At 46.1% G+C, this 26,634-nt stretch carries 20 protein-coding genes; 14 read left to right on the top strand and 6 right to left on the bottom strand.

Translation table 11 applies throughout. From position 1 onward, the window contains the following. On the top strand, positions 1 to 804 hold the full coding sequence (locus tag R7D93_RS13690; protein WP_017820255.1) for an undecaprenyl-diphosphate phosphatase: 804 nt from the start codon (positions 1 to 3) through the stop codon (positions 802 to 804). Positions 805 to 856: 52 nt separating this feature from the next. Here the strand turns inward: R7D93_RS13690 and R7D93_RS13685 are convergent, their stop codons facing one another. Beyond that, positions 857 to 2,077 (bottom strand): multifunctional CCA addition/repair protein, encoded by a 1,221-nt coding sequence (locus R7D93_RS13685; protein WP_213898502.1) that lies wholly within the window; start codon positions 2,075 to 2,077, stop codon positions 857 to 859. Between the two features lie 138 nt (positions 2,078 to 2,215). On the opposite strand from R7D93_RS13685, the gene R7D93_RS13680 reads away from it, so the two are divergent. The 3 genes from R7D93_RS13680 (at position 2,216) to ggt (ending at position 6,522) form a co-directional block, all read left to right on the top strand. Next, positions 2,216 to 3,832: an ExeA family protein gene (locus tag R7D93_RS13680; protein WP_213898501.1), complete on the top strand. Its 1,617-nt coding sequence runs from the start codon at positions 2,216 to 2,218 to the stop codon at positions 3,830 to 3,832. After that, entirely contained in the window at positions 3,832 to 4,518 is a 687-nt protein-coding gene (locus R7D93_RS13675) for a general secretion pathway protein GspB (protein ID WP_005387437.1), read from the top strand. The genes R7D93_RS13680 and R7D93_RS13675 overlap by 1 nt, the downstream gene beginning before the upstream one ends. Before the next feature lie 273 nt (positions 4,519 to 4,791). Continuing rightward, positions 4,792 to 6,522 carry a gamma-glutamyltransferase gene (gene ggt / locus R7D93_RS13670; protein WP_025768393.1) on the top strand — a complete coding sequence of 577 codons (1,731 nt, stop codon included), beginning with the start codon at positions 4,792 to 4,794 and terminating at the stop codon, positions 6,520 to 6,522. A gap of 88 nt (positions 6,523 to 6,610) precedes the next feature. Here ggt and R7D93_RS13665 read toward each other — a convergent pair whose 3' ends face one another. From R7D93_RS13665 to R7D93_RS13655, 3 genes are all read right to left on the bottom strand, one after another. Next, entirely contained in the window at positions 6,611 to 7,222 is a 612-nt protein-coding gene (locus tag R7D93_RS13665) for a TIGR04211 family SH3 domain-containing protein (RefSeq protein WP_005379900.1), read from the bottom strand. A 178-nt stretch (positions 7,223 to 7,400) separates the two neighbouring features. Then, on the bottom strand, positions 7,401 to 8,660 hold the full coding sequence (locus tag R7D93_RS13660; RefSeq protein WP_005379898.1) for an inorganic phosphate transporter: 1,260 nt from the start codon (positions 8,658 to 8,660) through the stop codon (positions 7,401 to 7,403). Positions 8,661 to 8,791: 131 nt separating this feature from the next. Further along, positions 8,792 to 9,472, bottom strand: coding sequence for a TIGR00153 family protein (locus R7D93_RS13655; RefSeq protein ID WP_005379896.1), 681 nt, complete (start codon positions 9,470 to 9,472; stop codon positions 8,792 to 8,794). Between the two features lie 212 nt (positions 9,473 to 9,684). On the opposite strand from R7D93_RS13655, the gene R7D93_RS13650 reads away from it, so the two are divergent. Beyond that, on the top strand, positions 9,685 to 11,217 hold the full coding sequence (locus R7D93_RS13650; RefSeq protein ID WP_005379894.1) for an inorganic triphosphatase: 1,533 nt from the start codon (positions 9,685 to 9,687) through the stop codon (positions 11,215 to 11,217). Between the two features lie 41 nt (positions 11,218 to 11,258). On the opposite strand, the gene R7D93_RS13645 is transcribed toward R7D93_RS13650, so the two are convergent. Beyond that, on the bottom strand, positions 11,259 to 12,032 hold the full coding sequence (locus R7D93_RS13645; protein ID WP_025768395.1) for a potassium channel family protein: 774 nt from the start codon (positions 12,030 to 12,032) through the stop codon (positions 11,259 to 11,261). Between the two features lie 105 nt (positions 12,033 to 12,137). Between R7D93_RS13645 and R7D93_RS13640 the strand changes: the two genes are divergently transcribed. From R7D93_RS13640 to hldE, 3 genes are all read left to right on the top strand, one after another. Next, positions 12,138 to 13,394, top strand: a complete 1,257-nt coding sequence (locus tag R7D93_RS13640; RefSeq protein ID WP_005379890.1) for a methyl-accepting chemotaxis protein — start codon at positions 12,138 to 12,140, stop codon at positions 13,392 to 13,394. Between the two features lie 113 nt (positions 13,395 to 13,507). Continuing rightward, a complete protein-coding gene (glnE, locus tag R7D93_RS13635) occupies positions 13,508 to 16,351 on the top strand; it encodes a bifunctional [glutamate--ammonia ligase]-adenylyl-L-tyrosine phosphorylase/[glutamate--ammonia-ligase] adenylyltransferase (protein ID WP_064353615.1) in 2,844 nt (947 codons plus the stop codon). A gap of 67 nt (positions 16,352 to 16,418) precedes the next feature. Next, the gene (hldE, locus tag R7D93_RS13630; protein WP_017633601.1) at positions 16,419 to 17,849 is read left to right on the top strand and encodes a bifunctional D-glycero-beta-D-manno-heptose-7-phosphate kinase/D-glycero-beta-D-manno-heptose 1-phosphate adenylyltransferase HldE; all 1,431 of its coding nucleotides are present in this window, start codon (positions 16,419 to 16,421) and stop codon (positions 17,847 to 17,849) included. A 178-nt stretch (positions 17,850 to 18,027) separates the two neighbouring features. Here hldE and tolC read toward each other — a convergent pair whose 3' ends face one another. Then, positions 18,028 to 19,356 carry an outer membrane channel protein TolC gene (gene tolC, locus R7D93_RS13625; RefSeq protein ID WP_005379884.1) on the bottom strand — a complete coding sequence of 443 codons (1,329 nt, stop codon included), beginning with the start codon at positions 19,354 to 19,356 and terminating at the stop codon, positions 18,028 to 18,030. Between the two features lie 229 nt (positions 19,357 to 19,585). Here tolC and nudF point away from each other — a divergent pair, with 229 nt between their 5' ends. From nudF to parC, 6 genes are all read left to right on the top strand, one after another. Next, positions 19,586 to 20,236: an ADP-ribose diphosphatase gene (gene nudF, locus R7D93_RS13620; RefSeq protein WP_025768397.1), complete on the top strand. Its 651-nt coding sequence runs from the start codon at positions 19,586 to 19,588 to the stop codon at positions 20,234 to 20,236. After that, complete coding sequence (locus tag R7D93_RS13615) at positions 20,236 to 20,679, top strand: DUF1249 family protein (RefSeq protein WP_017633603.1); 444 nt, start codon at positions 20,236 to 20,238, stop codon at positions 20,677 to 20,679. Before nudF ends, R7D93_RS13615 begins: the two co-directional genes overlap by 1 nt. A 61-nt stretch (positions 20,680 to 20,740) precedes the next feature. Then, positions 20,741 to 21,547: a 3',5'-cyclic-AMP phosphodiesterase gene (gene cpdA / locus R7D93_RS13610; RefSeq protein WP_005387419.1), complete on the top strand. Its 807-nt coding sequence runs from the start codon at positions 20,741 to 20,743 to the stop codon at positions 21,545 to 21,547. A gap of 47 nt (positions 21,548 to 21,594) precedes the next feature. Then, positions 21,595 to 22,179, top strand: coding sequence for an esterase YqiA (gene yqiA / locus R7D93_RS13605; RefSeq protein WP_005379875.1), 585 nt, complete (start codon positions 21,595 to 21,597; stop codon positions 22,177 to 22,179). A gap of 249 nt (positions 22,180 to 22,428) precedes the next feature. After that, a complete protein-coding gene (parE, locus tag R7D93_RS13600; RefSeq protein WP_005387417.1) occupies positions 22,429 to 24,309 on the top strand; it encodes a DNA topoisomerase IV subunit B in 1,881 nt (626 codons plus the stop codon). A 3-nt stretch (positions 24,310 to 24,312) separates the two neighbouring features. Further along, the gene (gene parC, locus R7D93_RS13595; RefSeq protein WP_206959305.1) at positions 24,313 to 26,598 is read left to right on the top strand and encodes a DNA topoisomerase IV subunit A; all 2,286 of its coding nucleotides are present in this window, start codon (positions 24,313 to 24,315) and stop codon (positions 26,596 to 26,598) included. Positions 26,599 to 26,634 lie beyond the last annotated feature (36 nt).

Below are 26,634 nucleotides of genomic sequence, written 5' to 3'. Positions count from 1 at the left end.
ATGAGTTATTTTGAAGCCTTTATTTTGGCTCTGATTCAGGGGCTGACAGAGTTTTTGCCTATCTCAAGCTCTGCCCATTTGATCCTGCCTTCCGCTATTTTAGGGTGGGAAGACCAAGGTCTAGCCTTTGATGTTGCTGTTCACGTCGGTACATTAATGGCTGTCGTGATCTATTTTCGTCATGAAGTAATCACTTTGTTTCAAGCGTTATTTGCTTCGATCTTTAAAGGAGATCGCAGTAAAGAAGCTAAATTGGCTTGGATGATCGTGATTGCGACGATTCCAGCTTGTGTGTTTGGCTTATTGATGAAAGACATCATTGAAGTGTATCTACGTAGCGCTTACGTCATCGCGACTACTACGATCGTATTTGGCCTGTTGCTATGGTGGGTAGACAAAAACGCTAAACTCGTTGCCGATGAATACCAAACGGGTTGGAAGAAAGCTGTATTTATCGGTATTGCTCAAGCCTTAGCGATGATTCCTGGAACTTCACGTTCAGGGGCGACCATCACAGCAGCGCTTTACCTTGGCTTTACTCGAGAAGCGGCTGCCCGATTTTCGTTTTTAATGTCGATCCCAATCATTACATTAGCTGGTAGCTACTTAGGCATGAAGTTAGTGACCAGTGGTGAACCTGTCCATGTTGGTTTCTTAATGACTGGCATTATCACATCGTTTATCAGTGCGTACATCTGTATTCACTTCTTCTTGAAGATGATTTCACGCATGGGCATGACACCGTTTGTGATTTACCGTCTCATTTTGGGCGTCGGTTTGTTCGCTTTTCTATTAAGTGCATAATTGATGTTAACGAAAAACGCCCGCGAAATCCGCGGGCGTTTTTGTTTGTTCGTTACTTCTTAAGTGCTGCTTTCACTGCTTCAATACGTCGTTTTTCTTGCTCGTCACGAATCGCAGGGCCTTTAAAGCCCTCTTTGATTATGATTTGAACGTCAACTGCCGCTGCTGCTTGGTAGGCTTGCCTAAAAATATCCGCCTGTGGATATGGTTGCGTTTCCAGTCCTTTACGACCAGCGTGATCCGCTTGGCAGCAAAGCAAGATATCTTGCAGACGTTCGGACTTACGCCACACATCGAGCTTATTGAGTATTTTAATTATGGTTTGTGGTTTAAGTTCAGCCGCGCGATGAATATTGGAGTGCTGTTCGCACACCATCAAGGCTAAATCACGAAACTCATTTGGTACCCGGACACGTTCGCACAGCTTTTTGATCAGTTTTAATCCTGTATGGCAATGCATTTTGTGGCTTGGCCATTCGCTCTCTGGCGTCACGCCTTTACCCAAGTCATGCACTTGGGCGGCAAACCTGACGGGGAGTGAGTTACTCAATTTTGCGGCTTGCTCTGCCACCATCAAAGTATGGATGCCAGTATCGATTTCTGGATGCCACTTCTCAGGTTGAGGTACGCCAAATAGTGCATCAATTTCAGGTAACACCACGGTTAATGCACCACAGTCTCGTAGAACCGATAAGAAAATATCAGGGCGAGGAGTAGAGAGAGATTTATGCCATTCTTGCCAAACACGCTCGGGAGTCAGTGTACTTAGCTCTCCAGATTCTGCCATGTGACGCATTAACCGCATAGTTTCGTCGGCAACCGTAAAGTTTAGATCAGCAAGCTTTGCAGCGAAGCGAGCGACACGTAAAACGCGTAGAGGATCTTCAATAAAGGCGTCTGATACATGGCGTAGCAGTTTATCGTTGAGATCTTGCTGACCACCATATGGGTCATGGATCGTGCCATCACTCTCCATTGCCATCGCGTTAATGGTTAAATCACGACGTATCAAATCTTCTTCTAAGGTGACGTTTTGATCGAAGAAACATTCAAAGCCAGTGTAACCAGAACCTGACTTTCTCTCTGTTCGTGCAAGGGCATGTTCTTCTTTACTTTTGGGATGCAGAAATACAGGAAAGTCTTTACCAACGGCGGTGTACCCTTGGGACAACATCATCTCAGGCGTCGCGCCTACGACCACCCAATCGTTGTCATAACTATCAATTCCGAGCAATTTATCTCGAACTGCGCCACCTACTAAATAAACTTGCACGAATTACCTCTTAATTTATGGATATGCCGTTGGACATTGTAGCAAGCAATGGTACTTTTCTTTACTCCCGAGAGTAGATGCGGCTATGTTTATATTATATCTGACTATTCTCAGGTGGTTTTTTAGCTGGAGAGCCTAATGTATAAGGACTTTTTTGGGTTTGTCGAACAACCATTTTCGATTGTTCCAAACTCACGTTATTTGTATTTAAGCCAACGTCACAAAGAGGCAATCACACATCTCCAAGCTGGGCTAGGCGATGGCGGTGGCTTTGCTATGCTTACTGGCGAAGTAGGTACAGGCAAAACGACCGTCGCAAAAGCGATGCTGGCGAATTTGGGTGATAACACCAAAGCGGGTCTTATTCTCAATCCCACGTTTTCGAGTAGAGACTTGCTCGAAGCCATTTGTGATGAGTTTAAAATCACCTATCCGCCAGATGCAAACCTCAAACAGCTAAACCAGGTTATCCATCAATATTTGCTGCGTAATTATCGTTCAGGCTGGCAGACATTGCTGGTCATTGATGAGGCTCAACACCTTGCTGCCGACGTTCTAGAGCAGTTGCGCTTGTTGACCAACTTGGAAACCGATACCAGAAAACTGCTCAAAGTGTTGTTGGTCGGGCAGCCTGAATTGCAGCGGTTATTACAAACAACACAACTACGCCAACTTGCCCAGCGTATTACCGGGCGTTATCACCTGTTGCCGTTGGATGAAAAAGAGACAGAAGATTACATCGCATTTCGACTACATACAGCAGGTGGCGACCAGCAACTGTTTAATCGTGCTTCTTGTAAACTTATAGCCAAATACAGTCACGGTATACCGCGGCTCATCAACCTTATCTGTGACAAATCCCTCAACATTAGTTATCACCAGGGTAATGTGGTTGTGGATAAGCAAACCGTTCAGCAGGCCTGTGAAGAGGTGATGCAGTTTCAGGCAGATATTTATCAGCAAGATAAAAAAGAGCGCCGGACTTTCCGTTGGCCTGCTTGGGGCTCTGTCACGGTAGGCCTTATTGCTGCATTAAGTACGGGGTGGGCGGTCGTGAATTATATACCAGCTCAAGCGACGTCAGTGTTGACACAAGTGACGGAGCCAAGAGTAGAGCCAACACCAACCGTCGTCAGCCAACAGTTAACGGATGAGCAGCGTGATTTATTGTTAACACAAAAACAGTCGAACCTCGCTGTAAATGATTTGTATCGTTTGTGGGGGTATCAAGCATCGGTTCGCGATAATCTTTGTTTGTCAGAACCGCAGTCGACTATGCGTTGTGAGCGTAAAATGGCGACTTGGCCGCTGTTGATGCAACAAAATCGCCCTGTGATCTTGGAGTTGAATTATCAAGGTGATGTTGGGTATGTCATTCTATATGCCGTCGGTAATGACCAAGCTGAAGTGCTCAATGGTAAGCAGCGTCTTCGTCTGCCAGTTTCGTGGCTAAAGCCATTGTGGCAGGGCAATATTATCGAACTGTGGCATGCTCCGCTGAATGAAACATTACGTTTAGACATGGAAGGCCCTGCGATTGAAGTATTAGACCGATTATTAGCAGAAGCGGTGAGTGAGCCACTGCTTGAAACGTCTATTTTTGATGGTGCGATGAAAGAGCGAGTCGAATTATTTCAACGTTGGCAAGGAATTGGTGTCGATGGTATTGCAGGTAAGCGAACGCTAGACCGACTTCAGCAAAATGTTCAGCCAGATGCGCCTCAACTGGCGAGAATCGAGAAGGAGGACGCATAATGTCAGCTGTGAAACATATAGGTCTGTTCTTGCTGCCAATCACTGCTTCTGCTATCGGAGTCGCTTGGTACTTAGATCTCTTTGCACCGAGTGTTGAAGTAGATACAACGTCCCCGATAGAAAAGGTCGAAGTGGTATCACCTTTCAAAGTATTGGACTATCCAGAGAACACCCAGTTGGCCCAATTGCCAAGAGAGTGGCCAAGTGCAGAGCTATCGCGTGATTTTGGTACATTTACCACCCCCGATGAATACACGAGCCATACACCAAGCAGAGATGAAACACGCAACTCAGCATCAACCCAAACGACTTCTGCTGCTGAAGAGGACCTCGGGTTGTCTTTGGATGATCTGGATTTATCCTCATTATCTCCTGATTTAGCTAGGAAGGTCGAAAATGCCTTATCCCGAGATGATGACAATTCGTCATCACAAACGGCACGCGTGAACGATTTAGAGCGCAACGCTCACCAGTGGCAAGGGCGTCTACCTGCGCTTAATTTGCAAACCCATATGTATGCCAGTGATGAAAATCGCCGTTGGGTGAAAATTAACAATGTTGAGTATCATCAAGGGGATGTCGTTGATGATCAGGTCACTCTAAGAGAAATACAACCGCAAGCTGTGATTGTTGAGTTCCAAGGTGAGCAAATTCGTATACCAGCGTTGTATGAGTGGAAAGGGTAACTCTTGTAGAAACACATCAAGCCAGCGAAATCATATCGCTGGCTTTTTATTTTTCAGAGCATCTTTTGCATCTATTCTGATGATGATTTTTAGATACTCAAACAAGCAAAATATAGCTTTTCTCAGTCGTTTAAATAGCACCAATATCATTCATCTATTGATAGCGCGATTCCAGTCAGCGTTGTGTAAAAAGACACCATCTTCACGAACTTCGGAGTAATGACTTGGTCCACGTTAGACCCCATCACATAATAGGAGTCTAAACAGAGACACATGCGTATTCTGATTTTTTCTTTAAGCATTGTTGCATCGACAAGCTATGCAGCAAAGCCAGACCCATTCCCAGTTACACCAGATAGTCGCGGGCAAGATTTCATGGTCAGTGCGACGAATCCTTACGTGAGCAGTACCGGTTACTCAATATTGAAAGAAGGCGGTAACGCTGTTGATGCTATGGTTGCGATGCAGATGGTGATGTCTGTCGTTGAGCCAGATATGACCGGAATTGGCGGCGGGACTTTCGCGCTGTTTTATCAACATGACGAGAAAAAATTTCTGGCCCTTGATGGTCGAGATGAAGCACCCTCTAGCGCGAACCCTGAAATGTTTGTTGAGAATGGGGAAGTACTCAGTCGCAACGAAATATTAGGCCCTCGTTCTGTTGCGGTTCCGGGCACGTTGCGGTTGCTTTACACCACTCATGAACAATACGGCAAGTTGCCATGGGCAGAGCTGATTAAGCCGGCGATTACATTGGCGAGCAATGGGTACGCGATGAACAGCTACACCTACGACATCGTAGTAAGAGAGCAAAGCCGACTTGAGCAAGATCCGGAAGTGAAAGCCTTGTATTGGCAAGGGGACGATATTAAGCCGACGGGAACCTTGATGAAGAACCCTAAGATGGCTGAGACGCTGAGGAAGATCGCGCAACAAGGCGATCGTTACCTTTATGGTGGTGAGCTTGGTCAGCACATCGTAGAGACGGTTAATAGTCGTATTGATGACCAACACGAGAAGTTGTCTTTAGAAGATTTTAAACATTACCAAGTGAAGCAGCGTGACATCATTGAGAGCGACTACCGTGGGAATAAAATCGTCTCTTTTGGTTACCCAGCTTCGGGCGGTGTGATGGTCGCTCAGAGTCTTGAACTGCTCGCACCCTATGACATTGCCCATATGGCGAAAACGGATGTGGAACCTTGGCGTCTCATGACTGAAGCGATGCGAATTGCAAAAGCCGATCGTATTGCGTATGCCGGAGATCCGGATTATGTGGAAACGCCAGTTGAACAGTTGTTGTCTAAAGCCTATCTAGATCAGAGACGTGATTTAATCCCTGATAATGGCACTTTAAAAGAGGATCCAAAAGCAGGACAGATAACGCAAACTCAGTATGCGCAATATCAAGGCTTCGAGAGCAAAGATACAGGGCATATTTCTATCGTCGATAGAGATGGAAATGCAATTGCGATGACCAGCACGGTAGGAACGGGTATGGGCTCGGGTGTGATGGTCGATGGCGTTATCTTGAATGCGCAGATGGCTAACTTCTCACCTCAGCCAACGGTTAACGGCAAGCCTACGCAAAACTCAATTGAAGCGGGCAAGCGTCCACGTTCGGCTATTACGCCATTAATGGTGATGGACAGTGATGATAACTTGCGTTTGGTGGTTGGGTCACCAGGTAGTTCACAAATCCCGGGGTATGTACTCAAAACCGTGGTTGGGGTGCTGGATTGGAATTTATCAGCGCAAGAGGCTATTGACTTACCAAACATCCAGTATGGCACTAAGATAGACCGCACCAAGTCTTATGACCCGACTGGTTTGCTGGTGGAAAAGAAAACGTTCGCAGAAATGTTGGTGCCTGAGTTTATGGAGCTTGGCTACCCAGTGCACGTTATTCCAGTGGTAAGCGGTTTGAATGCAATTGAGCTAAAAGATGGCAAGCTTTATGGCGCAACGGATCGTCGTCGAGCCTCTAGTTCAATGGGGGAGTAGTACTCACTTCTATCAAACGAAGCAAACTAAAAAGCCAGTCAATATCGACTGGCTTTTGCGTTCTTTTTAAAGATAAAAGCGTAAGGGTTTATGCCCAACCCGCAGGAGAGCGCTTTCTACGAGGCATGACATGCGGAAGAATCAAACCAAATAGTAAACCTAAACCTGCAACACCGCCGCCATAAGTGAAGTACTTAAGCAGCATGTCATCTTTTTGTGTATCCAGCTTTGCGCGTAGCTCGCGGTTTTCTGTTTCAACAGAAGTAAGCTGATCACTGATCTCAGAGTATTTATTTTCTAGATCTGAAATTTGTTGGTTACGTGTTTCGAGAGAGGTAACAAGACCTGCTTTCTCTGCATCAGAAGTTTGACGAGCATTAGCAAGCTGCTCTTTTACTTCGGCTAGCTCTTTCTCAATGCGAGGAAGGCGAATTGCCATGCTCTCTTGGTTTGTCACAAACTTGCTTTGTACCCAACCAGTGCGACCACGGTCATCACGAACTTGCGTGTAGCCAGTATCTCGGTTGGTTTTAATCAGTTGTACTTTAGAACCGGCGTTAACACTACCAATAATACGGTAGGTGTTATTTGGACCTGAGTGCATAAAAGTGAAGAGGTCATCAGAAATATAACGGTCTGCTGCTAGGGCCGCTGGCGCTGCTAGCAAAGTAAACAAAACCGTGATGATTAGTTTTTTCACAGTAAATCCCTTAACGATTTTTCTTGGAGACAGCGTTGGCACCGAATGATTGGAGCCGGAAATAGACGAATAGTATGCAGTTTCAAACTTCGGTGCAACAAAGAAGGGAGGCAAAGCCTCCCTTTCTGTGCGTTTGAGTCAATAATGACAAAGCGCTTACATTCTATTGACGAGTGTCTTAAGCGAACATCGCTTGAAGTCCGTAGAAGAATACTACGGCCAATAACGCACCCGCTGGTAGTGTAACGATCCATGATGCCACGATGTTACGAACTACGCCTAGGTTCAGTGCTGCGATACCACGAGCAAAGCCAACACCGAGAACCGCACCAACCAATGTTTGAGTGGTTGAAATTGGCAGGCCTGTACCAGACGCTAGAACTACCGTACATGCTGTTGCTAGCTGTGCTGCAAAACCGCGGCTAGGCGTTAGCTCAGTGATGCCTGTACCAACGGTTGCCATTACTTTGTGACCCAGTGTTGCAAGACCGACCACGATACCAATACCGCCAAGAGGTAGAATCCACCAAGCGATGGTGCTTTTCGTGCTGATTTCGCCCATGTGTTCAACAGTCGATACGACAGCAGACAGTGGACCAATGGCGTTTGCAACGTCGTTTGAACCGTGTGCAAATGCCATCGCACAAGCGGTGATAACCATCAGAACGCTGAAGATACCTTCCACGCCAGAAAAGCTGCGGTCTTCTTCGCGATTAGCGAATTTTTTCTGGATGTATACGTAGCCGCCAATCATCACAAGTGCTGAAACTGCAGCTGCCCACATCCAGGCTTCACCATTGGTCAGGTGAAGACCAACGTGTTTTAGACCTTTTTTGATGGTTACAAGTGCAATCACCATTGTTGTGATGAACATGTAAACAGGTACAAAACGTTTCGCATTAAACAGAGGGTTCTCTGTATCAAAAATCAGGCGTTGTGCGCTGACAAAGATAACGTAAGCAAAGAAACCTGAAATCACTGGCGTAATAATCCAGCTACCAACAATGCCTTGAACGCTGCCCCAGTCAACCGCTTCAGTACCTACTGATACGCACGCAAAACCAATGATTGCACCGATAATTGAGTGAGTCGTTGATACTGGCCAGCCCATGTAAGAGGCAAGAAGCAGCCATGTACCTGCTGCCAAAAGCGCAGACATCATGCCGTAGACAAGAACATCTGGTTGACTAGCAAATAAAGAAGTTTCGATTACACCTTTACGGATAGTGTCGGTTACTTCACCGCCTGCAAGGTAAGCACCTGCAAATTCGAAGATCATCGCAATGATGATAGCTTGTTTTACAGTTAGCGCTTTTGAACCTACAGATGTACCCATCGCATTAGCAACGTCGTTCGCGCCAATACCAATCGCCATCATGAAACCAAAAATCGCTGCAACAATAATCAGGACAGTGCCGTAGTTCGCAAGGATATCCATCGTAATACCTAGTTGTTTTATAACAAGCGGAACAAAATTTTACGCGCGCCAAACCATAAGACGATGAAAATAGTCATCGTCCCTATGACACGTGTTAATTATGCTCTTCGTTATGTCGTTAACTTTATGTTTTAAGATCGAGATAGCATGACTTCCAAACGAGCACCTACGCGCTGCGCTTGGTCGGCAATACCACCTACCCATTCAAGAATCTTGTACAGGAACATGACATCGATAGGGTTCATGTCAGCTTCAATCACCATCAACTGTTGGCGAAGTTCAATCTGCATGGCATCGGTATCATCTTCGATAACGTCTAATTGATGAATCATTTCAGCGACGAGCGTCACTTCACGGCCTTTGAAGCCGGTTTCTAGCAATTCATCAAGTTCATTGATTACCTTTTGCGCCTGATCGGCAGCATCAAGACAACGTTGAACGTAAGCGAGGAAGTTTGGTTGGAGAGCCTCAGGGATGACAAGTTGACGACCATATACACGGCCAGCAATGTCTTTTGCCAGGTTTGCAAGTTTGTCCTGTTGAGTCAAAAGCTCAAGCATGTCAGTACGGTCGACTGGCATGAACAAACCGCGAGGCAGTTTTAGACGGATTTCACGTTTCAGCACATCCGCTTCTTTCTCTAGGTGAGAAATTTGTGCACGGATTTCTGCTGCTTTTTCCCAATCACCCTTTGAAGATACTTCAAAGAATTTCACCAAGTGTGAACAACATTCGTTGACACACACAACGTGGCGTTGCAAAGGCTTAATTGGGGACTTTGCAAATAACCCCATAATTGTATTTACTGGCATGGTCATTCAACCTAATAACTATAACCTTAAAAAAACATACACCATTTCTGAGTGCTTGGCGAAATGTTGAACGATGGCTATAAAGGCGCGCATGGTAACGCATTAAATCGCTCATTAAAACTGTTTTAGATCATCATTCCGGCGATATTTCTCTCTTGCCGTGTGAGAAATTACGCAATATCCTGTTTCTATCTGCTTTGAAAGGTATAGCTATGGAAACCGAAATAGAACTGAAGTTTTTTGTTTCTCCTGAATTTTCAGAAACTTTAAAAGAAAAAATTTCTGAGACAAAAGTACTTCAGCATAGTTGTCGTGACTTGGGTAACACCTATTTTGATACTGCCGATAAATGGCTCAGAAAGCACGACATTGGTTTAAGAATTCGCCGTTTTGATGATGTATTCGTCCAAACCGTAAAGACAGCAGGACGCGTCGTCGCAGGCTTACATCAAAGACCAGAATACAATGCTGAGCACACTAGCGACGAGCCTAATCTGTCGCTTCATCCTCTAGATATTTGGCCTCCAGGTAAAGATGCAGAAACGCTGCAATCCGAGCTTATGCCATTATTCTCGACCAACTTCACACGTGAACAATGGCTGATTGGCATGCCCGATGGCAGTCAGATTGAAGTTGCTTTTGACCAAGGCTTAGTTGTAGCCAAAGGTGAAGACGAAGAAGAGAAGCAAGAGCCAATTTGCGAAGTTGAACTGGAACTTAAGTCTGGCCAAACCGAAGCTTTATTCACACTGGCACGCAGCTTTTGCGAGCAAGGTGGTATGCGCTTGGGTAACTTGAGCAAAGCGGCGAAAGGTTATCGACTTGCAAGCGGTTATGCGGGTGATGAAGTAAAATCATTGGCACTTGTGGACAGTAGTCCGACGGATACCGTTGAATTTTGCTTGATCAACTCTTTAGAGCACGCTTTGTCTCATTGGCATTATCACGAGCAAATTTATGCTGAGCGTGACAGCGTGGAAGCACTGCGTGAAATCAGTAATGCCATTCGTTTCATTCGTCAAACATTGACCATTTTTGGCGGGATTGTCCCTCGTCGCGCGAGCGCGATTCTGCGCCAAGAGCTTAAATGGTTGGAAGAAGAACTGAGTTGGTTGGATGAGCATGCACACCTTGAAGAGCTTTTAGATGACAAAGGCAATGTGCTGCGCAAGTTGGATGCACGTAAGTTCTTAGTATCTGAGTTGACTCAGCAGTTACAAGAGTTGCCAAGCCGTGAAGAAGTGCTAGGGTTGCTCAATTCCGCGCGTTACACAGGGTTACTGCTGGATCTAAGCCGCTGGATCTTAGCGCGCGGTTGGCAGCCATTTCTTGATGAAAAAGCACGTGAAAAAATGGCAAGTAATATCATGCCGTTTTCAGTTACTCAGCTCGATCGCACTTGGGCTGAGCTAATGGAAGCTTTCCCAGCAGAGCGCGATTTGACGGCGCAAGAGTACGTTGATCAGCGTTATCGCTTATTGCGTAACCTCTATACTGGTATTGGTTTCGCGAGTTTGTATAACTCGGATGAGCGTAACAGCTTCCGTTTACCATGGGCGGATCTGGTGCATGGTATCGATGATCTGCTAATGCTGAACCACTTGCTCCCGTTGGTTGATATGCTGGAAGACGCAGAAAAAGAGCAGTTAGAACGCTGGTTGCACCGTCAAGAGCGCTCAATTTTGCATGCAATGGATCAAACCCGAGCGATCAGTGTGGAAGTACAGCCTTATTGGCGTGAATGATCGTTCTGGTGGTAACGACAAAAAAATAGGACCGCATGGTCCTATTTTTTTGTCTCTGTTTTACGTTGTTGTAGCTCTTTTTCCATGAAATCGAGTCGTTCTAGTATTTGAGCTTGTTGGGTTAGGAGCTGCTCGAGCATACGTTCTTTATTGATTGAACTGTGCGTCTGTTGTTTCGTTGGGGCAGTAAGGATAGAGGTGATAAGACCCGAGATCATACCAAAGATACCCACCCCGCAAACAATGATGATGACAGCCAAAAACTTTCCTATGGAGGTCACTGGATAATGATCGCCGTAACCAACCGTTGAGATTGTTACAAATACCCACCACAAAGCATCGGCGCCAGTACGAATATTCGCTTCTGGGTTTTTCGCTTCGATAAACAGCATTGCACTAGAACCGAGTGTTATGAGGATAACCATCAATAGCAGTATAGAGGCGACCGTGGTTTCGCGGCGGTTTTCTTTGAGCTGATGCAAAATGAACTTTGACGAACGCAGTACTAATACCACTCGCATAATATGAAAAATACGAGCAAAGCGCAGGGGCTCTATCAATGGGATGCTCGCCACGAAATCTATCCAATGACGTTTAAGGAATAACCAGCGATCTGTGGACCGGATCAAATCAATGGTGAGCTGTAGTAGAAAAATACTACAGATTATGAAATCCAGACCGATAAGAACTTGACGGGTTTCGTGATCGATCGGGAAAAACAACAAGCCAGAGATCACAAATAGTGCCATAAAAGACAATATTAGTGACAACAGGCCCATCGGTCGTGTGCTGTCTTTGATATCATTGTTTTTCATACGAAGCTCAAAATAAATCGCGTAACCACGCAAAGCGCGAACATAACTATAAGTAATATAAAGATTATAGATAAAGACTATATAAGACTCGGTGGAGAACTGACAATGGAAAAGCTGGCATTTAAGCCATGGGAAAGGGTCATATCCGACATTCGACTGGTGCCTAAAATGGTCATGTTGATGGTCTTCAGTACTGTCCTGATCGTGGCAAAACAACTGTGGGACGCAAACACTTTTTACGACTCACTTTTAGCGGCGACACAAAACGCGCAAGTTGCCCAACAGCATTATGAAGCATATTTAACGCAAGTTGCTTGGCAAACCGCCTTATTGATTGTGGTTTTTGTCGTGCTCTTATTAGCGGCGGCTAGAGTGATGTTGCGTCAAACACAGTATCTGAGCGACGCGATCAAACTGATGGCGAGCAAGAACCTCTCTGTTCCATTTGGTATGGATTGTAAAGATGAATACGGAGACGTGGCACGTGAATTAGAAAAGACACGTCGACAATTGCACGATGTTATTCAAATGCAAATTAATGCGTCTGATGAATTATCAACGCTCACCGAAGTCATGACGCTGAGCATGTCGGAAACGAAGGAATCGGCGCAAGAAGAGTTTAACGAAATTGATCAACTTGCTACGGCGATGAGTGAAATGTCGTCGACGGTCCAAACGGTTGCGGAACATGCCCAGACGGCATCTTCTCTAACAGAGCAAGCTTCCGCACAAGCAATTTCTGGTCAGCAGTTCTTGCAAAGTACAATGGCGAAAATGAGTGAACTTTCGTCGGATATCGCTTCATCGGCACAAGCGGTTAACCAAGTTGAAGAACGTGTTGAAGCCATTGGTAGCGTTGTAGGGACGATTCAAGGCATTTCTGAACAAACCAACCTGCTTGCACTGAATGCGGCGATTGAAGCGGCGCGAGCTGGCGAGGCTGGGCGGGGTTTTGCTGTGGTTGCAGATGAAGTTCGTAACCTTGCCCAACGTACACAACAAGCGACGGTAGAAATTCAAGAGATGATCGCACAGCTGCAAACCAGTGCTGAATCTGCGGTAGAACTCATGGAAAAAAGCGTTGTAGAAGCGGCAGATGGAAACGAGCTGGTTTCTAATGCTGGATCTGAGCTCGATGGTATTGTTGGGCAAGTGACGCAAATCAATGACATGAACTTCCAGATCGCGACGGCGTCTGGTCAGCAAAGCAGTGTTGCAGAAGAGATGAGCCAAAACCTCACCAATGTACGTGAGTTGGTTGAAGCCTCAGTTGTTGTTGTTACCGAGCTGCTAGAAACCTCTGAAATGATGCAAAATAATGCAGGTGAGCTAGACAAGAAGATCAAATCTTTCCAAGTTTAATATTCGATCCCGAACTTTTGATAAAACGCCCACAAACCTTTTGTGGGCGTTTTTATTTGCTTTCAGTCTGGTATAAAGAATGAGTTACCGTGCTTTTCAAACAAGGAAGAAAAATGCAGCTGCCTTCGCCACTGATTTCTATCGCTGAATCTGCCGTACAAAACGCCCAAGACGCAGGTTATTTTCCCCTTTGGCCCGATGAGGTTGCGCAGCAATTTCGTTATGTGGCGGGCTTAAGCCAGTTTATAACTGAAGCCATTCATCGCGATGAAGTCCTAGCCCGTGAGTTGCCAAGTATGTTAGCGCAGCCAAGTCGTCAGGAGTCTTACCGCTCACGCCTTGCTGAACTGTTGGAACAATGTCCTGATGAGATGTCTGGTCATCGCGTATTGCGTCAGTTTCGCAATCGAGAAATGGTGTACATTGCGTGGAAGGATTTCACGCATGCATGGTCTCTAGAGACGTCTTTAAGCCACTTATCTGAGTTGGCAGAAGCGATGATTTTTGAAACCTATCAATGGCAATATCAAGTGTGTTGTCAGGAGTGGGGCACGCCAACAAGTGAGGACGGTGAAGTGCAGCCGATGTTAATTATCGGCATGGGGAAACTGGGTGGTGGCGAGCTAAACTTTTCTTCCGATATTGATCTAATTTTCACGTATCCAGAGAATGGCGAAACCCAAGGCGCACGCCGCAGCATTGCCAATGCCCAGTTCTTTACTCGTCTTGGTCAACGCATCATCAAAGCGCTCGACCAACAAACCTTCGATGGTTTTTGCTACCGCGTCGACATGCGACTTCGCCCATTTGGAGAAAGTGGCCCCTTGGTAATGAGCTATGCCGCACTTGAAGATTATTACCAAGAGCAGGGGCGAGATTGGGAACGTTACGCGATGATCAAAGCTCGGGTGATGGGATGTGAGATGTACCCGCAGTATCAAGAGCTACGCCAAATGCTGCGCCCTTTTGTTTTTCGTCGTTATATTGATTTCAGTGCGATTCAATCTTTGCGTCGAATGAAGTCGATGATCAGTAGCGAGGTTCGCCGCCGAGGGTTGAATAACAACATTAAGCTAGGTGCGGGTGGCATTCGAGAAATTGAATTTATCGCTCAAGTTTTTCAATTGATTCGAGGTGGTCGAGAACCTTCTTTACGTAATCGAGGGCTGTTGGAAACACTGCAAGGCATTGAAGAACTGGCATTGCTTACTCCACAAGAAGTCAGCGATCTAGAAGCCGCATACAAGTACTTGCGTCAATTAGAAAACTTGTTGCAAGCAATGGCGGATAAGCAAACCCAGACGCTGCCTGATTGCGAAACCGAACGCTTAAAGCTCGCCACCGCGATGAAAATGAGCTGTTGGGATCAATTGATTGAGCAAACCCAGCAGCATATGGCAAATGTTCACCAAGTTTTTGAATCACTAATTGGTGATGATGAAGAAGACGAGGGGACTACCGTTGCTCGTCATTTTCATGAGCTATGGGATATGGCCGACAAACAAGATGTTCTTGAGCATATCTTGCAGCAGGATATTCAGATTGAAGACTTTGCTTCATGCGCGAAAACCATCATCAACTTTAAAACCGATCTGGCCAAAAAAACGTTAGGCCCACGTGGACGCGAAGTGCTCAATCGTTTGATGCCGAAAGTGTTTGATGCGGTCTTTGCCCATCCTGATGCACAGTTTGGTTTATCTCGTGTACTTCACTTGCTACACAACATCTGCACTCGCACGACTTACTTGGAATTATTGGATGAGCATCCAGCGGCTCTGGTGCAGCTCGTACGTTTGTGTACCGCAAGCCCAATGATTTCAGAGCAGCTGTCTCGTTATCCTATCTTGCTTGATGAGTTGATCGACCCTGCGCAGCTGTACAATCCCATTCCATTAGACAGTTACCGTACAGAGCTACGTGATTATTTGGCGCGTATTCCTGAAGATGATATGGAACAGCAAATGGAAGCGTTGCGTCAGTTTAAGCAAATTTGTATTTTGCGTATTGCAGCGGCAGATATTGCTGGCGCATTGCCAGTGATGAAAGTGAGTGACCATTTAACTTATTTAGCGGAAGCTATCGTTGATGCGGTGATCAGTCAGGCTTGGTTGCAAGTGTCTGAAAAGTACGGCGAGCCAACGCATGTGAAAGATCGTGAAGGTAAAGGCTTTGCTGTAATTGGCTATGGTAAAGTCGGAGGGTGGGAGCTCGGCTATAACTCCGACTTGGATATTGTCTTCATGCATGACTGCCCAGTCAATGTCTACACTGACGGCAAAAAAGAGATTGATGGTCGTCAGTTCTACCTTCGTTTAGCACAGCGTATCATTCATATTTTCTCCACTCGCACCGCTTCCGGTATTTTATACGAGGTCGATACCCGATTGCGTCCGTCCGGTGCATCGGGTTTGTTGGTTAGTCCAACGGACGCGTTCGACGACTATCAACATCAAGACGCGTGGACATGGGAGCATCAAGCACTTGTCCGCGCGCGCATGATTTATGGTGATGAACCACTGGCAATTGCATTTCACAATACGCGGCATGATGTGCTGTGCAAAGCACGCGATCAAGCTGAACTGAAAAAAGACGTTGTCGAAATGAGAGAAAAAATGCGCGGTCATCTTGGGGGGAAAAAGCCAGGCCGCTTTATGCTCAAGCAAGATGTAGGTGGGATTACCGATATCGAATTTCTCGCTCAGTACCTAGTGCTCAACTATAGTCACGATAAGCCGAAATTGACGCGTTGGTGTGATAATGTGCGCATCTTTGAAACGCTCATTGCGCAAGATGTTATGGACGAAGACCAAGCAATGCAGTTGATACGTGCTTACACGACAATGCGCAACGAAATACACCGCCGAAATCTACTCAATTTAGACGCTGATGTGGTGGAAGATAAGTTTGTTGCCGAAAGGGAGTGGGTAAAACAGGCTTGGAATCAGTGGTTCAGTTAAGACCATATATTTAGCCTCGATAAGGGCTGTGATAAACTCACTTCGATTTAATTTTTGGAGACCAACAATGAAACCAATTCTACCTGATTACAACAGCGCTGGTGTGCTCATCATCGGTGATGTCATGCTAGATCGTTACTGGTATGGCCCAACCGGGCGCATTTCTCCTGAAGCGCCGGTTCCTGTTGTAAAAGTAGAAAACAATGAAGAGCGTCCTGGTGGTGCTGCGAACGTTGCGATGAACATCGCATCATTAGGTGGCCATGCTCACATTGTTGGTCTAACTGGGGAAGATGAGCCTGCAAAAGTGCTGACGGAGACGCTGAGCTCGCTCAATGTGAAGTGCGATTTCGTTGCGCTGCCTGATTACCCAACGATTACGAAGCTTCGTGTAATGAGCCGTGGACAACAACTGATCCGCCTCGACTTCGAAGACAAATTTGAAAACACAGATTCTGCACCTGTGCTATCGCGTATGGATGCCGCACTGCCAAACGTTAAAGCCGTGATTATGTCTGACTACGCAAAAGGTTCGTTAGAGCATGTTCAGGCATACATTCAAAAAGCGCGCGCAGCAAATATTCCGGTTTTCATTGACCCGAAAGGTGCGGATTTTGAACGCTACCGTGGCGCAACACTTCTTACGCCAAACATGAAAGAGTTCGAAGACGTTGTAGGTAAAGTGAAATCTGACCAAGAGCTAGTAGAGAAAGCGCTGGCTTTGGTTGAAGAGTTTGAATTTGAAGCGCTTTTAGTGACACGCAGCGAAAACGGAATGACCTTGATTCGTCGTGGTCAGGAACCGTTCCACCTTCCAACTCAAGCGAAAGAAGTGTACGACGTGACAGGTGCGGGCGACACGGTTATCTCTGTATTGGCAGCGTCTGTTGCCGCAGGCAAATCATTTGAAGAAGCGTGTGCACTAGCAAACGCAGCGGCAGGTGTTGTAGTTGGTAAACTAGGCACGTCAACGCTTTCTGAGATTGAATTAGCAGAAGCGGTACATGGCAGCCAAGACACGGATTACGGTGTGATTTCAGAAAAAGCACTGATCGAAGCGGTGAAAAAAGCACGAGCTCGTGGCGAGAAAGTCGTTATGACAAATGGCTGCTTTGATATTCTACACGCTGGCCATGTGTCTTACTTAAACCATGCTGCTGAACTGGGCGATCGCCTAATCGTTGCGGTAAATACCGATGAGTCAGTAAAACGCCTTAAAGGCCCTGGTCGTCCGGTAAACCCAACCGATCGCCGCATGGCGGTGTTGGCAGGTTTGGGCGCTGTGGATTGGGTTGTACCATTTAGTGAAGATACGCCGCAGCGTTTGATCTCAGAAGTTCTACCAAGCTTGCTAGTAAAAGGCGGTGACTACAAACCAGAAGAGATTGCTGGTGGTAAAGAAGTCATTGCGGCGGGTGGTGAAGTTCGTGTATTGAACTTTGAAGATGGCTGCTCGACCAGTGAAATCATTAATGCAATCAAAGGCGGTAAGGGCTAAGGCTGCTGTTTGTTAGCATTGAAATGCTATTTGCTCATAAAGGTCGCTAAGTGCGGCCTTTTTGATACTTGTAGTTCAGAGGCACTTTTAAGCTCTGAACTACAAGTAATAAAAAACGCCAGCTGATAACTCAACTGGCGTTTTTTATTTATTAAGACCTGAAGTATTCAGTTCGCGGTTATTTTGCCGCTTTCAAACCTGCATCAACGTCCAAGATGTCTTGTTCGCTTAGCGTACCAACTGCTTGGCGTAGCTGAAGAACACTTAAAATGTAGTCGTAACGAGCGTTCGATAGGTTTTTGTTCGCATCGTATAGACGACGAGTCGCGTCCAGTACATCAACGATAGTACGAGTACCTACATCAAAGCCAGCTTCTGTTGCTTCTAGTGCAGAGCGTGCAGAAATAACCGCTTGCTCATACGCACGTAATGCGCCGATAGAGGCGTTAATGTTGTTGTTTTGTGCGCGAACATCTTTGACTACGCTACGGTACTGTGCTTCAAGATCTTCGCTTGCTGCCACGTACGCGTATTCAGCTTGTTTGGTTTGAGAGGTTACGTTACCACCTGTGTATAGCGGTACAGCAAGGTTCACACCAATATTGAAGTTGTCTGTCGTGTTGTCACGAGAGCTATGAGAAGTATCACCGTAGTTGTAACCACCGTCTAGAGAGAGCGTTGGTAGGTGGCCAGAGCTTGCTAGTGAAATATTGTCACGCGCAATGTCTTGAAGAATACGTGAAGATAGCAAGGTCAGGTTTTTGGTTTTTGCTTCATCAATGAGCGATTCAGCAGGTACGGTCGATGGGCTAGCAGTGAAGCGGCCAGTGTCCAAAATGTTGAGATCTTTGTGCTCTTGGCCTGTAATTTCACGCAGTGACTCGTAGCTATTAGTGAGCGCGTTTTCTGCCAACACTTCGTCCGCTAGCACTTGGTCGTACTGAGCTTGTGCGTCATGCACGTCAGTGATTGCAGACAAACCTACTTCAAAACGCTGTTTAGTTTGCTCAAGTTGACGGCCAACCGCGGCTTTTTCTGCACGTACGAAAACAAGATTATCTTGTGCGCGTAGAACTTCAAAATACGCTTGTGACACGCGAAGAATCAGTGCCTGTTGCGTCGCTGCGTAAGTTGCGTCTGCTTGGCGAGCACTTTTCTCAGCAGTATCTAGAGAGATCCAAGATGCGCGGTTGTAAAGTGCTTGTGAAAAGCTAACGCCAGCGGTTAGTGCGTTGCCATCGTTTGATACGTCGCTAATTAGATTTGAATCGTATTCAGTATCACCACGAGTTAAATTGTAACCCGCAGTAAGGTTAATTTGTGGTAATAGAGCACTACGGCTTGAGGTGATTGCTTCGAAAGCTTGGTCACGTTGTGCTGCTACACTGAGCAATTGTGGATCATTTTGTTTTGCCAAGTCGTAGATTTCAGCCAAAGAGTCTGCGAACGCAGACGTACTCATGCTACCTAGCGCTGCACTGATAAATAGTGGAAGCAATTTTTTCATTTTCTATTCCCGCGGTCCATAGATTGGTTAATTCTCAGTAGTTTAACTCAATTTGCACGATATTTACTCTAAAGTTTGCACTTTTTTACACGTAATTATCCACTTGTGCAATAAATTTTTAGCAAAGACTTAAATTAATTTGTAACTATTATACAAAAAGTTGAGCCAAGTCCTTTGAGCAAGCGAATAACAATGAGTAAACTACAGGATTCACTCAGAGAGGTGTTGAATGCAACAGCGTGACAAACAACAACAAGATTTTACTTCGCGAGATGTAAAAGTCATCTCGAAAGAAACCTTATTTGAAGGTTTTTTCAAAATGGTGAAATACCGCTTTCAGCATAGGCTATTTGCTGGTGGTTGGAGTGGAGTTGTCGAACGAGAAATGTTCGAGCGTGGTCACGCAGCAGCGATGCTTCCTTATGATCCAAAGACGGACCAGGTCGTAATCATTGAACAGATTCGTATTGGCGCGTTGGAACATGAACACCCTTGGCAGCTAGAAATTGTCGCCGGTATGATTGACCGCGATGAATCAGCTGAAGCCGTAATTCGTCGAGAGGCTGTCGAAGAAGCGGGGATTCAGGTGGGGCGCGTTATACCTGTCACTTCTTATTATCCTTCGGCTGGTGGTTGCTCGGAAAAGCTAGACGTCTTTGTTGGTGAAGTGGATGCGTCTAAAGCGCACGGCATTCATGGTTTAGACTATGAGAATGAAGATATCCGAGTTCATGTCATGAGTCGTGAAACGGCGTATCAATGGGTGAAGGACGGGAAATTTGAAAATGGTGCGTCGATTATTGCGTTGCAATGGCTGCAATTACACCATCAAGAGTTAAAGTCAGAATGGGGACAATCCCAAACGGTGGAGAGTGAGTAATGGCACAATTGGCTGAAAAACAACAATATCATGTTGATTTAGCTGGTCTTATGAGAACGTATGAGACCAACTACGCTAAGTTGAACGCCTTATTGCCTGCTTCTGCCGAAGTTGGGGATGTACGTTGCTACCAAGCGGCGAACATGGTTTACCAATTGACCGTGAATGAAATCACAAAATACACCACAGTTGTTGAGATATGTCAGAGTGATGAAACGCCAGTGTTTCCTTTACCGACGATGTCTGTCAGGCTTTATCATGATGCGAGAGTAGCCGAAGTATGCTCAAGCGGAGAGTTCTCTCGCATAAAAGCTAAGTATGATTATCCCAATGACCAACTGATGCAGAAAGATGAAAAGCATCAATTAAACACATTCCTCGGTGAATGGCTGACGTTTTGTTTACGAAGTGGTATCAGTAGAACACCACTTGCCTTCAATTGATCGTCACGTCACTAAAGGAAAATAACAAATAACGATATAGTGGACGAATCAGGTTTTCATTTTGCAATCATCTAGTGACAGCATCAAACTTTTACAAATTACGGATACTCATCTGTTTGCTGCCGATGAGGGAAGTTTGCTAAGCGTAAAAACAGTCGATAGCTTTAATGCTGTTGTTGCTGATGTTTTACGCCGCAACGTGGCGTTTGATTACATCTTGGCGACGGGCGATATTTCCCAAGACCATAGTGCAGAATCTTATCAGCGCTTTGCCAACGGCATTGAACCGCTAGAGAAAGACTGCTTTTGGCTACCTGGTAATCATGATTACAAGCCTAATATGGGCAGTGTTTTGCCTTCGCCACAAATCAAAGCCGCAGAGCATGTGTTGCTTGGCGAGCATTGGCAGTTAATTCTTTTAGACTCGCAAGTTGTTGGCGTTCCTCATGGGCGCTTGAGTGATCAGCAATTAACGCTACTCGAAGAAAAGCTAGCCGAACACCCAGAAAGACACACACTTGTTTTGTTGCATCATCACCCGTTACTGGTGGGAAGCGCGTGGCTTGATCAACATACTTTAAAAGATGCCGAAGCGTTTTGGCAGGTTGTCGAGCGTTTTGATAACGTGAAAGGCATTCTCTGTGGTCATGTTCATCAAGATATGAATGTGCTTCACAAGGGCATTCGAGTGATGGCAACACCCTCAACTTGTGTTCAGTTTAAGCCTAACTCGGATGATTTTGCCCTTGATACCACTTCGCCTGGTTGGCGGGAGCTGCAACTACACGCTTGTGGCGATATTACGACCCAAGTAGGTCGGCTTCCTGATGGCCAGTTCCAACCAGACTTCTCTTCTAACGGCTACTAACGCGCCCGAGCTCTCTGTTCGGGCTCGCTTTTTTGTGCGAGATATCTATGAGTAAACCTTCACTTCTTCTCTATATCCATGGCTTTAATAGCTCTCCACTCTCCATGAAAGCGAATGTGATGAGAGCCTACTGCGAGCAACATAGGTCTGATATCAAGGTGATTGTTCCCCAGTTACCTTGTTATCCTCAGCAAGCGGCGAAAATGTTGTTGGATATTATCGAGCAATATAAAGACGACTATAAAATTGGTCTAGTGGGCAGTTCATTAGGCGGTTTTATGTCAACGTGGCTAAATGACAAGTTTGGGTTTAAAGCGGTAGTGGTCAACCCCGCAGTCAAGCCTTATGAGTTGCTAGTAGATTATTTGGGTAAGCAAACTAACCCATATACGCATGAAACCTATACACTTGAAGCTTGTCATATTGACGAGTTAAAAGCTCTTGATGTACAAAGCATCGCGTCGCCACATTCTTTTTGGTTATTGCAACAAACAGAAGATGAGGTTTTAGACTATCGACAAGCGGTAGATAAGTTTGCAGACGCTAAGCAAACAGTAGAACAAGGCGGTGATCACAGTTTTGTAGGCTTTGAGCGTTATCCTGCACAGATTATCGAATTTCTAGAACTGTAATTCGAAAGCGATTGGAAAAGGCTCATAGTTTTTATTGATATATCCAACCGTTTCTTGACATGGGCGGTATGCTTTCCGACTATGTTTTGCCAAAAGATCTTAAGGGTCGAGGACCCTGGCTACTTTGTTATGCATCATGTTTACAAACTCTTAGTGATGTGAACAGGGTGGCTTTTTCGTTTCCTGAGTATGGGTACGCCCATTGGTGATACTCAGGCAACAAGTAAACTTTGAGAATAATTCCGTATTATGACTGAACAATATAATGCTGGTGCCATTGAAGTACTGAATGGCTTAGAGCCAGTACGTCGCCGACCAGGGATGTATACGGATACAGCGCGCCCAAACCATTTGGGCCAAGAAGTTATCGACAACAGTGTCGATGAAGCGCTAGCCGGACATGCCTCAAAAGTACAAGTCATCCTACATGCTGACCAATCACTCGAAGTGATCGATGATGGTCGAGGCATGCCTGTTGATATCCACCCAGAAGAGAAAGTATCAGGCGTAGAGCTAATTCTATGTAAGCTACATGCGGGTGGTAAGTTCTCTAACAAAAACTACCAATTCTCTGGTGGTTTGCACGGGGTAGGTATATCTGTAGTAAACGCGTTGTCAAAACGCGTTGAAGTAACAGTTCGTCGTGATGGTCAAGTGTATGAAATTGCATTTGAACACGGCGAGAAAGTGTCTGATCTGACCGTAACTGGCACATGTGGTCGTCGCAATCGCGGTACCAGCGTACATTTCTGGCCTGATGCGAAGTACTTCGATTCGGCTAACTTCTCTGTGACGCGCTTAGTCAACAACCTGCGCGCAAAAGCGGTTTTGTGTCCGGGCTTAGAAATCACATTAACCGACAAAGTTAATGGCAAAGACTATAAGTGGTACTACGAAGACGGTCTTAAAGACTATCTTGCGGAAGGTGTAAAAGGCTATCCAGTTATTCCTGAAGAACCATTTACTGGTGAGTTCTTGGCGGATACTGAAGCGGCAAACTGGGCGGTAATTTGGCAGCCAGAAGGCGGTGAAATGATCACCGAAAGCTACGTTAACCTAATCCCAACCGCTCAAGGTGGTACGCACGTTAATGGTTTACGCCAAGGCTTGTTGGAAGCGATGCGCGAATTCTGTGAGTTCCGTAATCTATTACCTCGTGGTGTGAAGCTAACGGGTGATGACGTTTTCGACCGCTGTTCTTACGTGCTGTCGGTTAAAATTCAAGATCCACAATTTGCAGGCCAGACCAAGGAACGTCTCTCTTCTCGTCAAACCGCGGCATTTGTCTCTGGCGTTGTAAAAGATGCGTTCAGTCTTTGGTTGAACGAAAAGCCTCAGCTCGCAGAGCAATTGGCAGAAGTCTGTATCGCTAACGCGCATCGTCGTATGCGAGCGGCGAAAAAAGTCGTACGTAAGAAAGTGGCTTCTGGCCCGGCACTGCCAGGTAAGTTGACCGACTGTTCTGCACAGGACTTAAGTCGCACGGAAATCTTCTTTGTGGAGGGTGACTCTGCGGGTGGCTCGGCAAAACAGGCACGTGACCGTGAATTCCAAGCTGTGATGCCACTGCGTGGTAAGATCTTGAACACGTGGGAAGTCTCTGCCGATCAAGTTCTTGCGTCTCAAGAAGTACACGATATCTCAGTTGCTTTGGGTATTGACCCAGATAGCGACAACCTCGAGAGTCTTCGTTACGGTAAGATCTGTATCCTTGCCGATGCGGACTCGGATGGTCTTCACATCGCAACGCTGCTTTGTGCTCTATTTACTCGTCACTTCCGCGCACTAGTGGAAGCGGGTCATATCTATGTGGCGATGCCGCCTCTGTATCGAATCGACTGCGGGAAAGAAGTGTTCTACGCCCTCGATGATGATGAAAAAGATGGCATTTTAGAGCGCTTGTCGAAGAAGAAAGCCAAAATCAACGTGCAACGATTCAAAGGTCTGGGTGAGATGAACCCACTTCAGTTGCGTGAAACCACCATGGATCCGAACACGCGTCGCTTAGTGCAGTTAACCATTGACGACTCTACGGCGACCATGGAAATGATGGACATGCTGCTAGGTAAAAAGCGTGCAGATGACCGTCGTTCTTGGCTACAAAACAACGGCGACTTGGCAGAGGTGTAACGGATGTCTACAGAAATTACCTACGATGGCGTCGAACAATTGCCAATGCGCAAGTTCACTGAAGACGCTTATCTGAACTACTCGATGTACGTAATCATGGACCGCGCCTTGCCATACATTGGTGATGGCTTAAAGCCGGTTCAACGACGCATCATTTATGCGATGTCAGAGCTTGGTCTCTCTGCATCAGCAAAATACAAAAAATCTGCACGTACCGTTGGTGACGTGCTAGGTAAATACCATCCGCACGGTGATTTAGCGTGTTACGAAGCGATGGTATTGATGGCTCAGCCATTCTCTTACCGCTATCCATTAGTGGATGGTCAAGGTAACTGGGGTGCGCCAGATGATCCGAAATCATTTGCGGCAATGCGTTATACCGAAGCAAAACTGTCTAAGTTTGCTGAAGTATTGCTTGGCGAACTTGGTCAGGGCACGGTTGAATGGCAACCTAACTTTGATGGCACAATGAAAGAGCCACAAATGTTGCCAGCACGTCTGCCTCATATCCTGCTTAACGGTGTAACCGGCATTGCCGTTGGTATGGCAACAGACATCCCACCGCACAACGTTCGTGAAATCGCAGATGCGACTATTCATTTGATCGACAACCCGAAAGCAGAACTGCCGGACGTGATGCAGTATGTCAAAGGTCCAGATTACCCAACAGAAGCAGAAATTATCTCGCCGCAAGCGGATATCGAGAAGATTTACCGCAACGGTCGTGGCAGCATCAAAATGCGCGCGGTTTGGCATAAAGAAGGTTCTGATATTGTTATCACTTCTTTGCCTCACCAAGTATCGGGTGCCAAACTGCTTGAGCAAATCGCTAACCAGATGCGTGCGAAGAAGCTGCCAATGGTTGACGATCTTCGTGACGAATCGGATCACGAGAACCCAACGCGTATCGTTGTGGTGCCTAAGTCAAACCGTGTCGATTGTGACTTGTTGATGAACCACTTGTTCGCATCAACGGATCTTGAGCGCAGTTACCGCGTTAACTTGAACATGATTGGTTTGGATAACCGTCCTCAAGTTAAAGGTCTGGTGCAAATTCTATCTGAGTGGATCGAGTTCCGTCGTACGACTGTGCGTCGTCGTCTACAACACCGCCTAGACAAAGTAATGGCTCGTCTACACATCTTGGAAGGTTTGTTGGTTGCTTACCTCAACCTAGATGAAGTGATTGAGATCATCCGTACTGAAGACGATCCAAAAGCTGTGCTGATGGAACGCTTTGGTATTACCGATATCCAAGCGGATGCAATTTTAGATACCAAACTTCGTCATCTAGCAAAACTAGAAGAGATGAAGATCCGTGGTGAGCAAGACGAGCTAGAGAAAGAGCGTGAGAAGCTAGAACAGCTACTCGGTTCTGAGCGTCGTCTGAACACACTACTGAAAAAAGAAATCAAAGCAGACGCAGAGAAATACGGTGATGACCGTCGCTCTCCAATGGTTGAGCGTGCAGAAGCAAAAGCGCTGACTGAACGTGACCTCGTACCAAGTGAGCCAATCACGGTTGTGCTTTCTGAGAAAGGTTGGATTCGTCACGCGAAAGGCCATGACGTGGATGCCGAAGGCTTAAACTATAAGTCGGGTGATAAGTATTTAGCGCATGCTCGAGGTAAGAGTAATCAGCCTGCGGTATTCCTAGGTAGTGACGGTCGAAGTTACTCTCTGGAATCGCACTCACTGCCTTCTGCTCGTAGTCAAGGTGAGCCGATTACCGGTCGCTTGAATATTACGGCTGGTAGCAGTATTCGCCAAGTCATCATGAGTGAAGAAGATCAGCTGTGGCTGGTGGGTTCAGATGCAGGTTACGGCTTTGTATGTAAAGGCGCGGACTTGCTGTCTAAAAACCGCAGTGGTAAAGCGCTCGTCACTTTACCTGCCAACTCTGAGATCATGACGCCAAAAGAGATTGAAGATTTAGACTCTGATGAAATCTTAGCAATCACTAACCAAGGTCGCATGCTGCTGTTCCCAATCAAAGACTTGCCACAACTGGCGAAAGGTAAAGGGAATAAGATCATCAACATTCCTGCTGCTAAAGCAAAAGAGCGAGAAGAAGTACTATCTCACTTAATGTCTTTACCAAAAGGTGCATCGTTAACGCTGTACGCGGGTAAGCGAAAGTTGGGTCTTAAACCGTCTGACCTTGATAACTTCCGTGGCGAACGTGGTCGCCGAGGTGGGTTATTACCGAGAGGTTTGCAGCGAGTCACTCGCATTGAAGTTGAGCTGGATGATTCCGATACGACGGAAACACCGAGCGATAGCGAGTAACGCACAAATAAAAATCCCAGCCAATGGCTGGGATTT

The organism is Vibrio sp. YT-15, assembly GCF_033337445.1.
Lineage (GTDB): Bacteria > Pseudomonadota > Gammaproteobacteria > Enterobacterales > Vibrionaceae > Vibrio > Vibrio alginolyticus.
Note: the sequence above shows the minus strand (reverse complement) of the source record. Positions and strands in the feature narration are given on the sequence as shown.

What these genes read in the sequence shown, in the direction of transcription:
- parC (WP_206959305.1), top strand. Translation starts at nt 24,313, where the DNA reads ATGTCTACAGAAATTACCTACGATGGCGTCGAACAATTGCCAATGCGC.
- glnE (WP_064353615.1), top strand. Translation starts at nt 13,508, where the DNA reads ATGCAGCTGCCTTCGCCACTGATTTCTATCGCTGAATCTGCCGTACAA.
- yqiA (WP_005379875.1), top strand. Translation starts at nt 21,595, where the DNA reads ATGAGTAAACCTTCACTTCTTCTCTATATCCATGGCTTTAATAGCTCT.
- R7D93_RS13660 (WP_005379898.1), bottom strand. Translation starts at nt 8,660, where the DNA reads ATGGATATCCTTGCGAACTACGGCACTGTCCTGATTATTGTTGCAGCG.
- R7D93_RS13645 (WP_025768395.1), bottom strand. Translation starts at nt 12,032, where the DNA reads ATGAAAAACAATGATATCAAAGACAGCACACGACCGATGGGCCTGTTG.
- R7D93_RS13680 (WP_213898501.1), top strand. Translation starts at nt 2,216, where the DNA reads ATGTATAAGGACTTTTTTGGGTTTGTCGAACAACCATTTTCGATTGTT.
- ggt (WP_025768393.1), top strand. Translation starts at nt 4,792, where the DNA reads ATGCGTATTCTGATTTTTTCTTTAAGCATTGTTGCATCGACAAGCTAT.
- parE (WP_005387417.1), top strand. Translation starts at nt 22,429, where the DNA reads ATGACTGAACAATATAATGCTGGTGCCATTGAAGTACTGAATGGCTTA.
- R7D93_RS13675 (WP_005387437.1), top strand. Translation starts at nt 3,832, where the DNA reads ATGTCAGCTGTGAAACATATAGGTCTGTTCTTGCTGCCAATCACTGCT.
- R7D93_RS13650 (WP_005379894.1), top strand. Translation starts at nt 9,685, where the DNA reads ATGGAAACCGAAATAGAACTGAAGTTTTTTGTTTCTCCTGAATTTTCA.
- nudF (WP_025768397.1), top strand. Translation starts at nt 19,586, where the DNA reads ATGCAACAGCGTGACAAACAACAACAAGATTTTACTTCGCGAGATGTA.
- tolC (WP_005379884.1), bottom strand. Translation starts at nt 19,356, where the DNA reads ATGAAAAAATTGCTTCCACTATTTATCAGTGCAGCGCTAGGTAGCATG.
- R7D93_RS13690 (WP_017820255.1), top strand. Translation starts at nt 1, where the DNA reads ATGAGTTATTTTGAAGCCTTTATTTTGGCTCTGATTCAGGGGCTGACA.
- R7D93_RS13615 (WP_017633603.1), top strand. Translation starts at nt 20,236, where the DNA reads ATGGCACAATTGGCTGAAAAACAACAATATCATGTTGATTTAGCTGGT.
- R7D93_RS13640 (WP_005379890.1), top strand. Translation starts at nt 12,138, where the DNA reads ATGGAAAAGCTGGCATTTAAGCCATGGGAAAGGGTCATATCCGACATT.
- hldE (WP_017633601.1), top strand. Translation starts at nt 16,419, where the DNA reads ATGAAACCAATTCTACCTGATTACAACAGCGCTGGTGTGCTCATCATC.
- R7D93_RS13655 (WP_005379896.1), bottom strand. Translation starts at nt 9,472, where the DNA reads ATGCCAGTAAATACAATTATGGGGTTATTTGCAAAGTCCCCAATTAAG.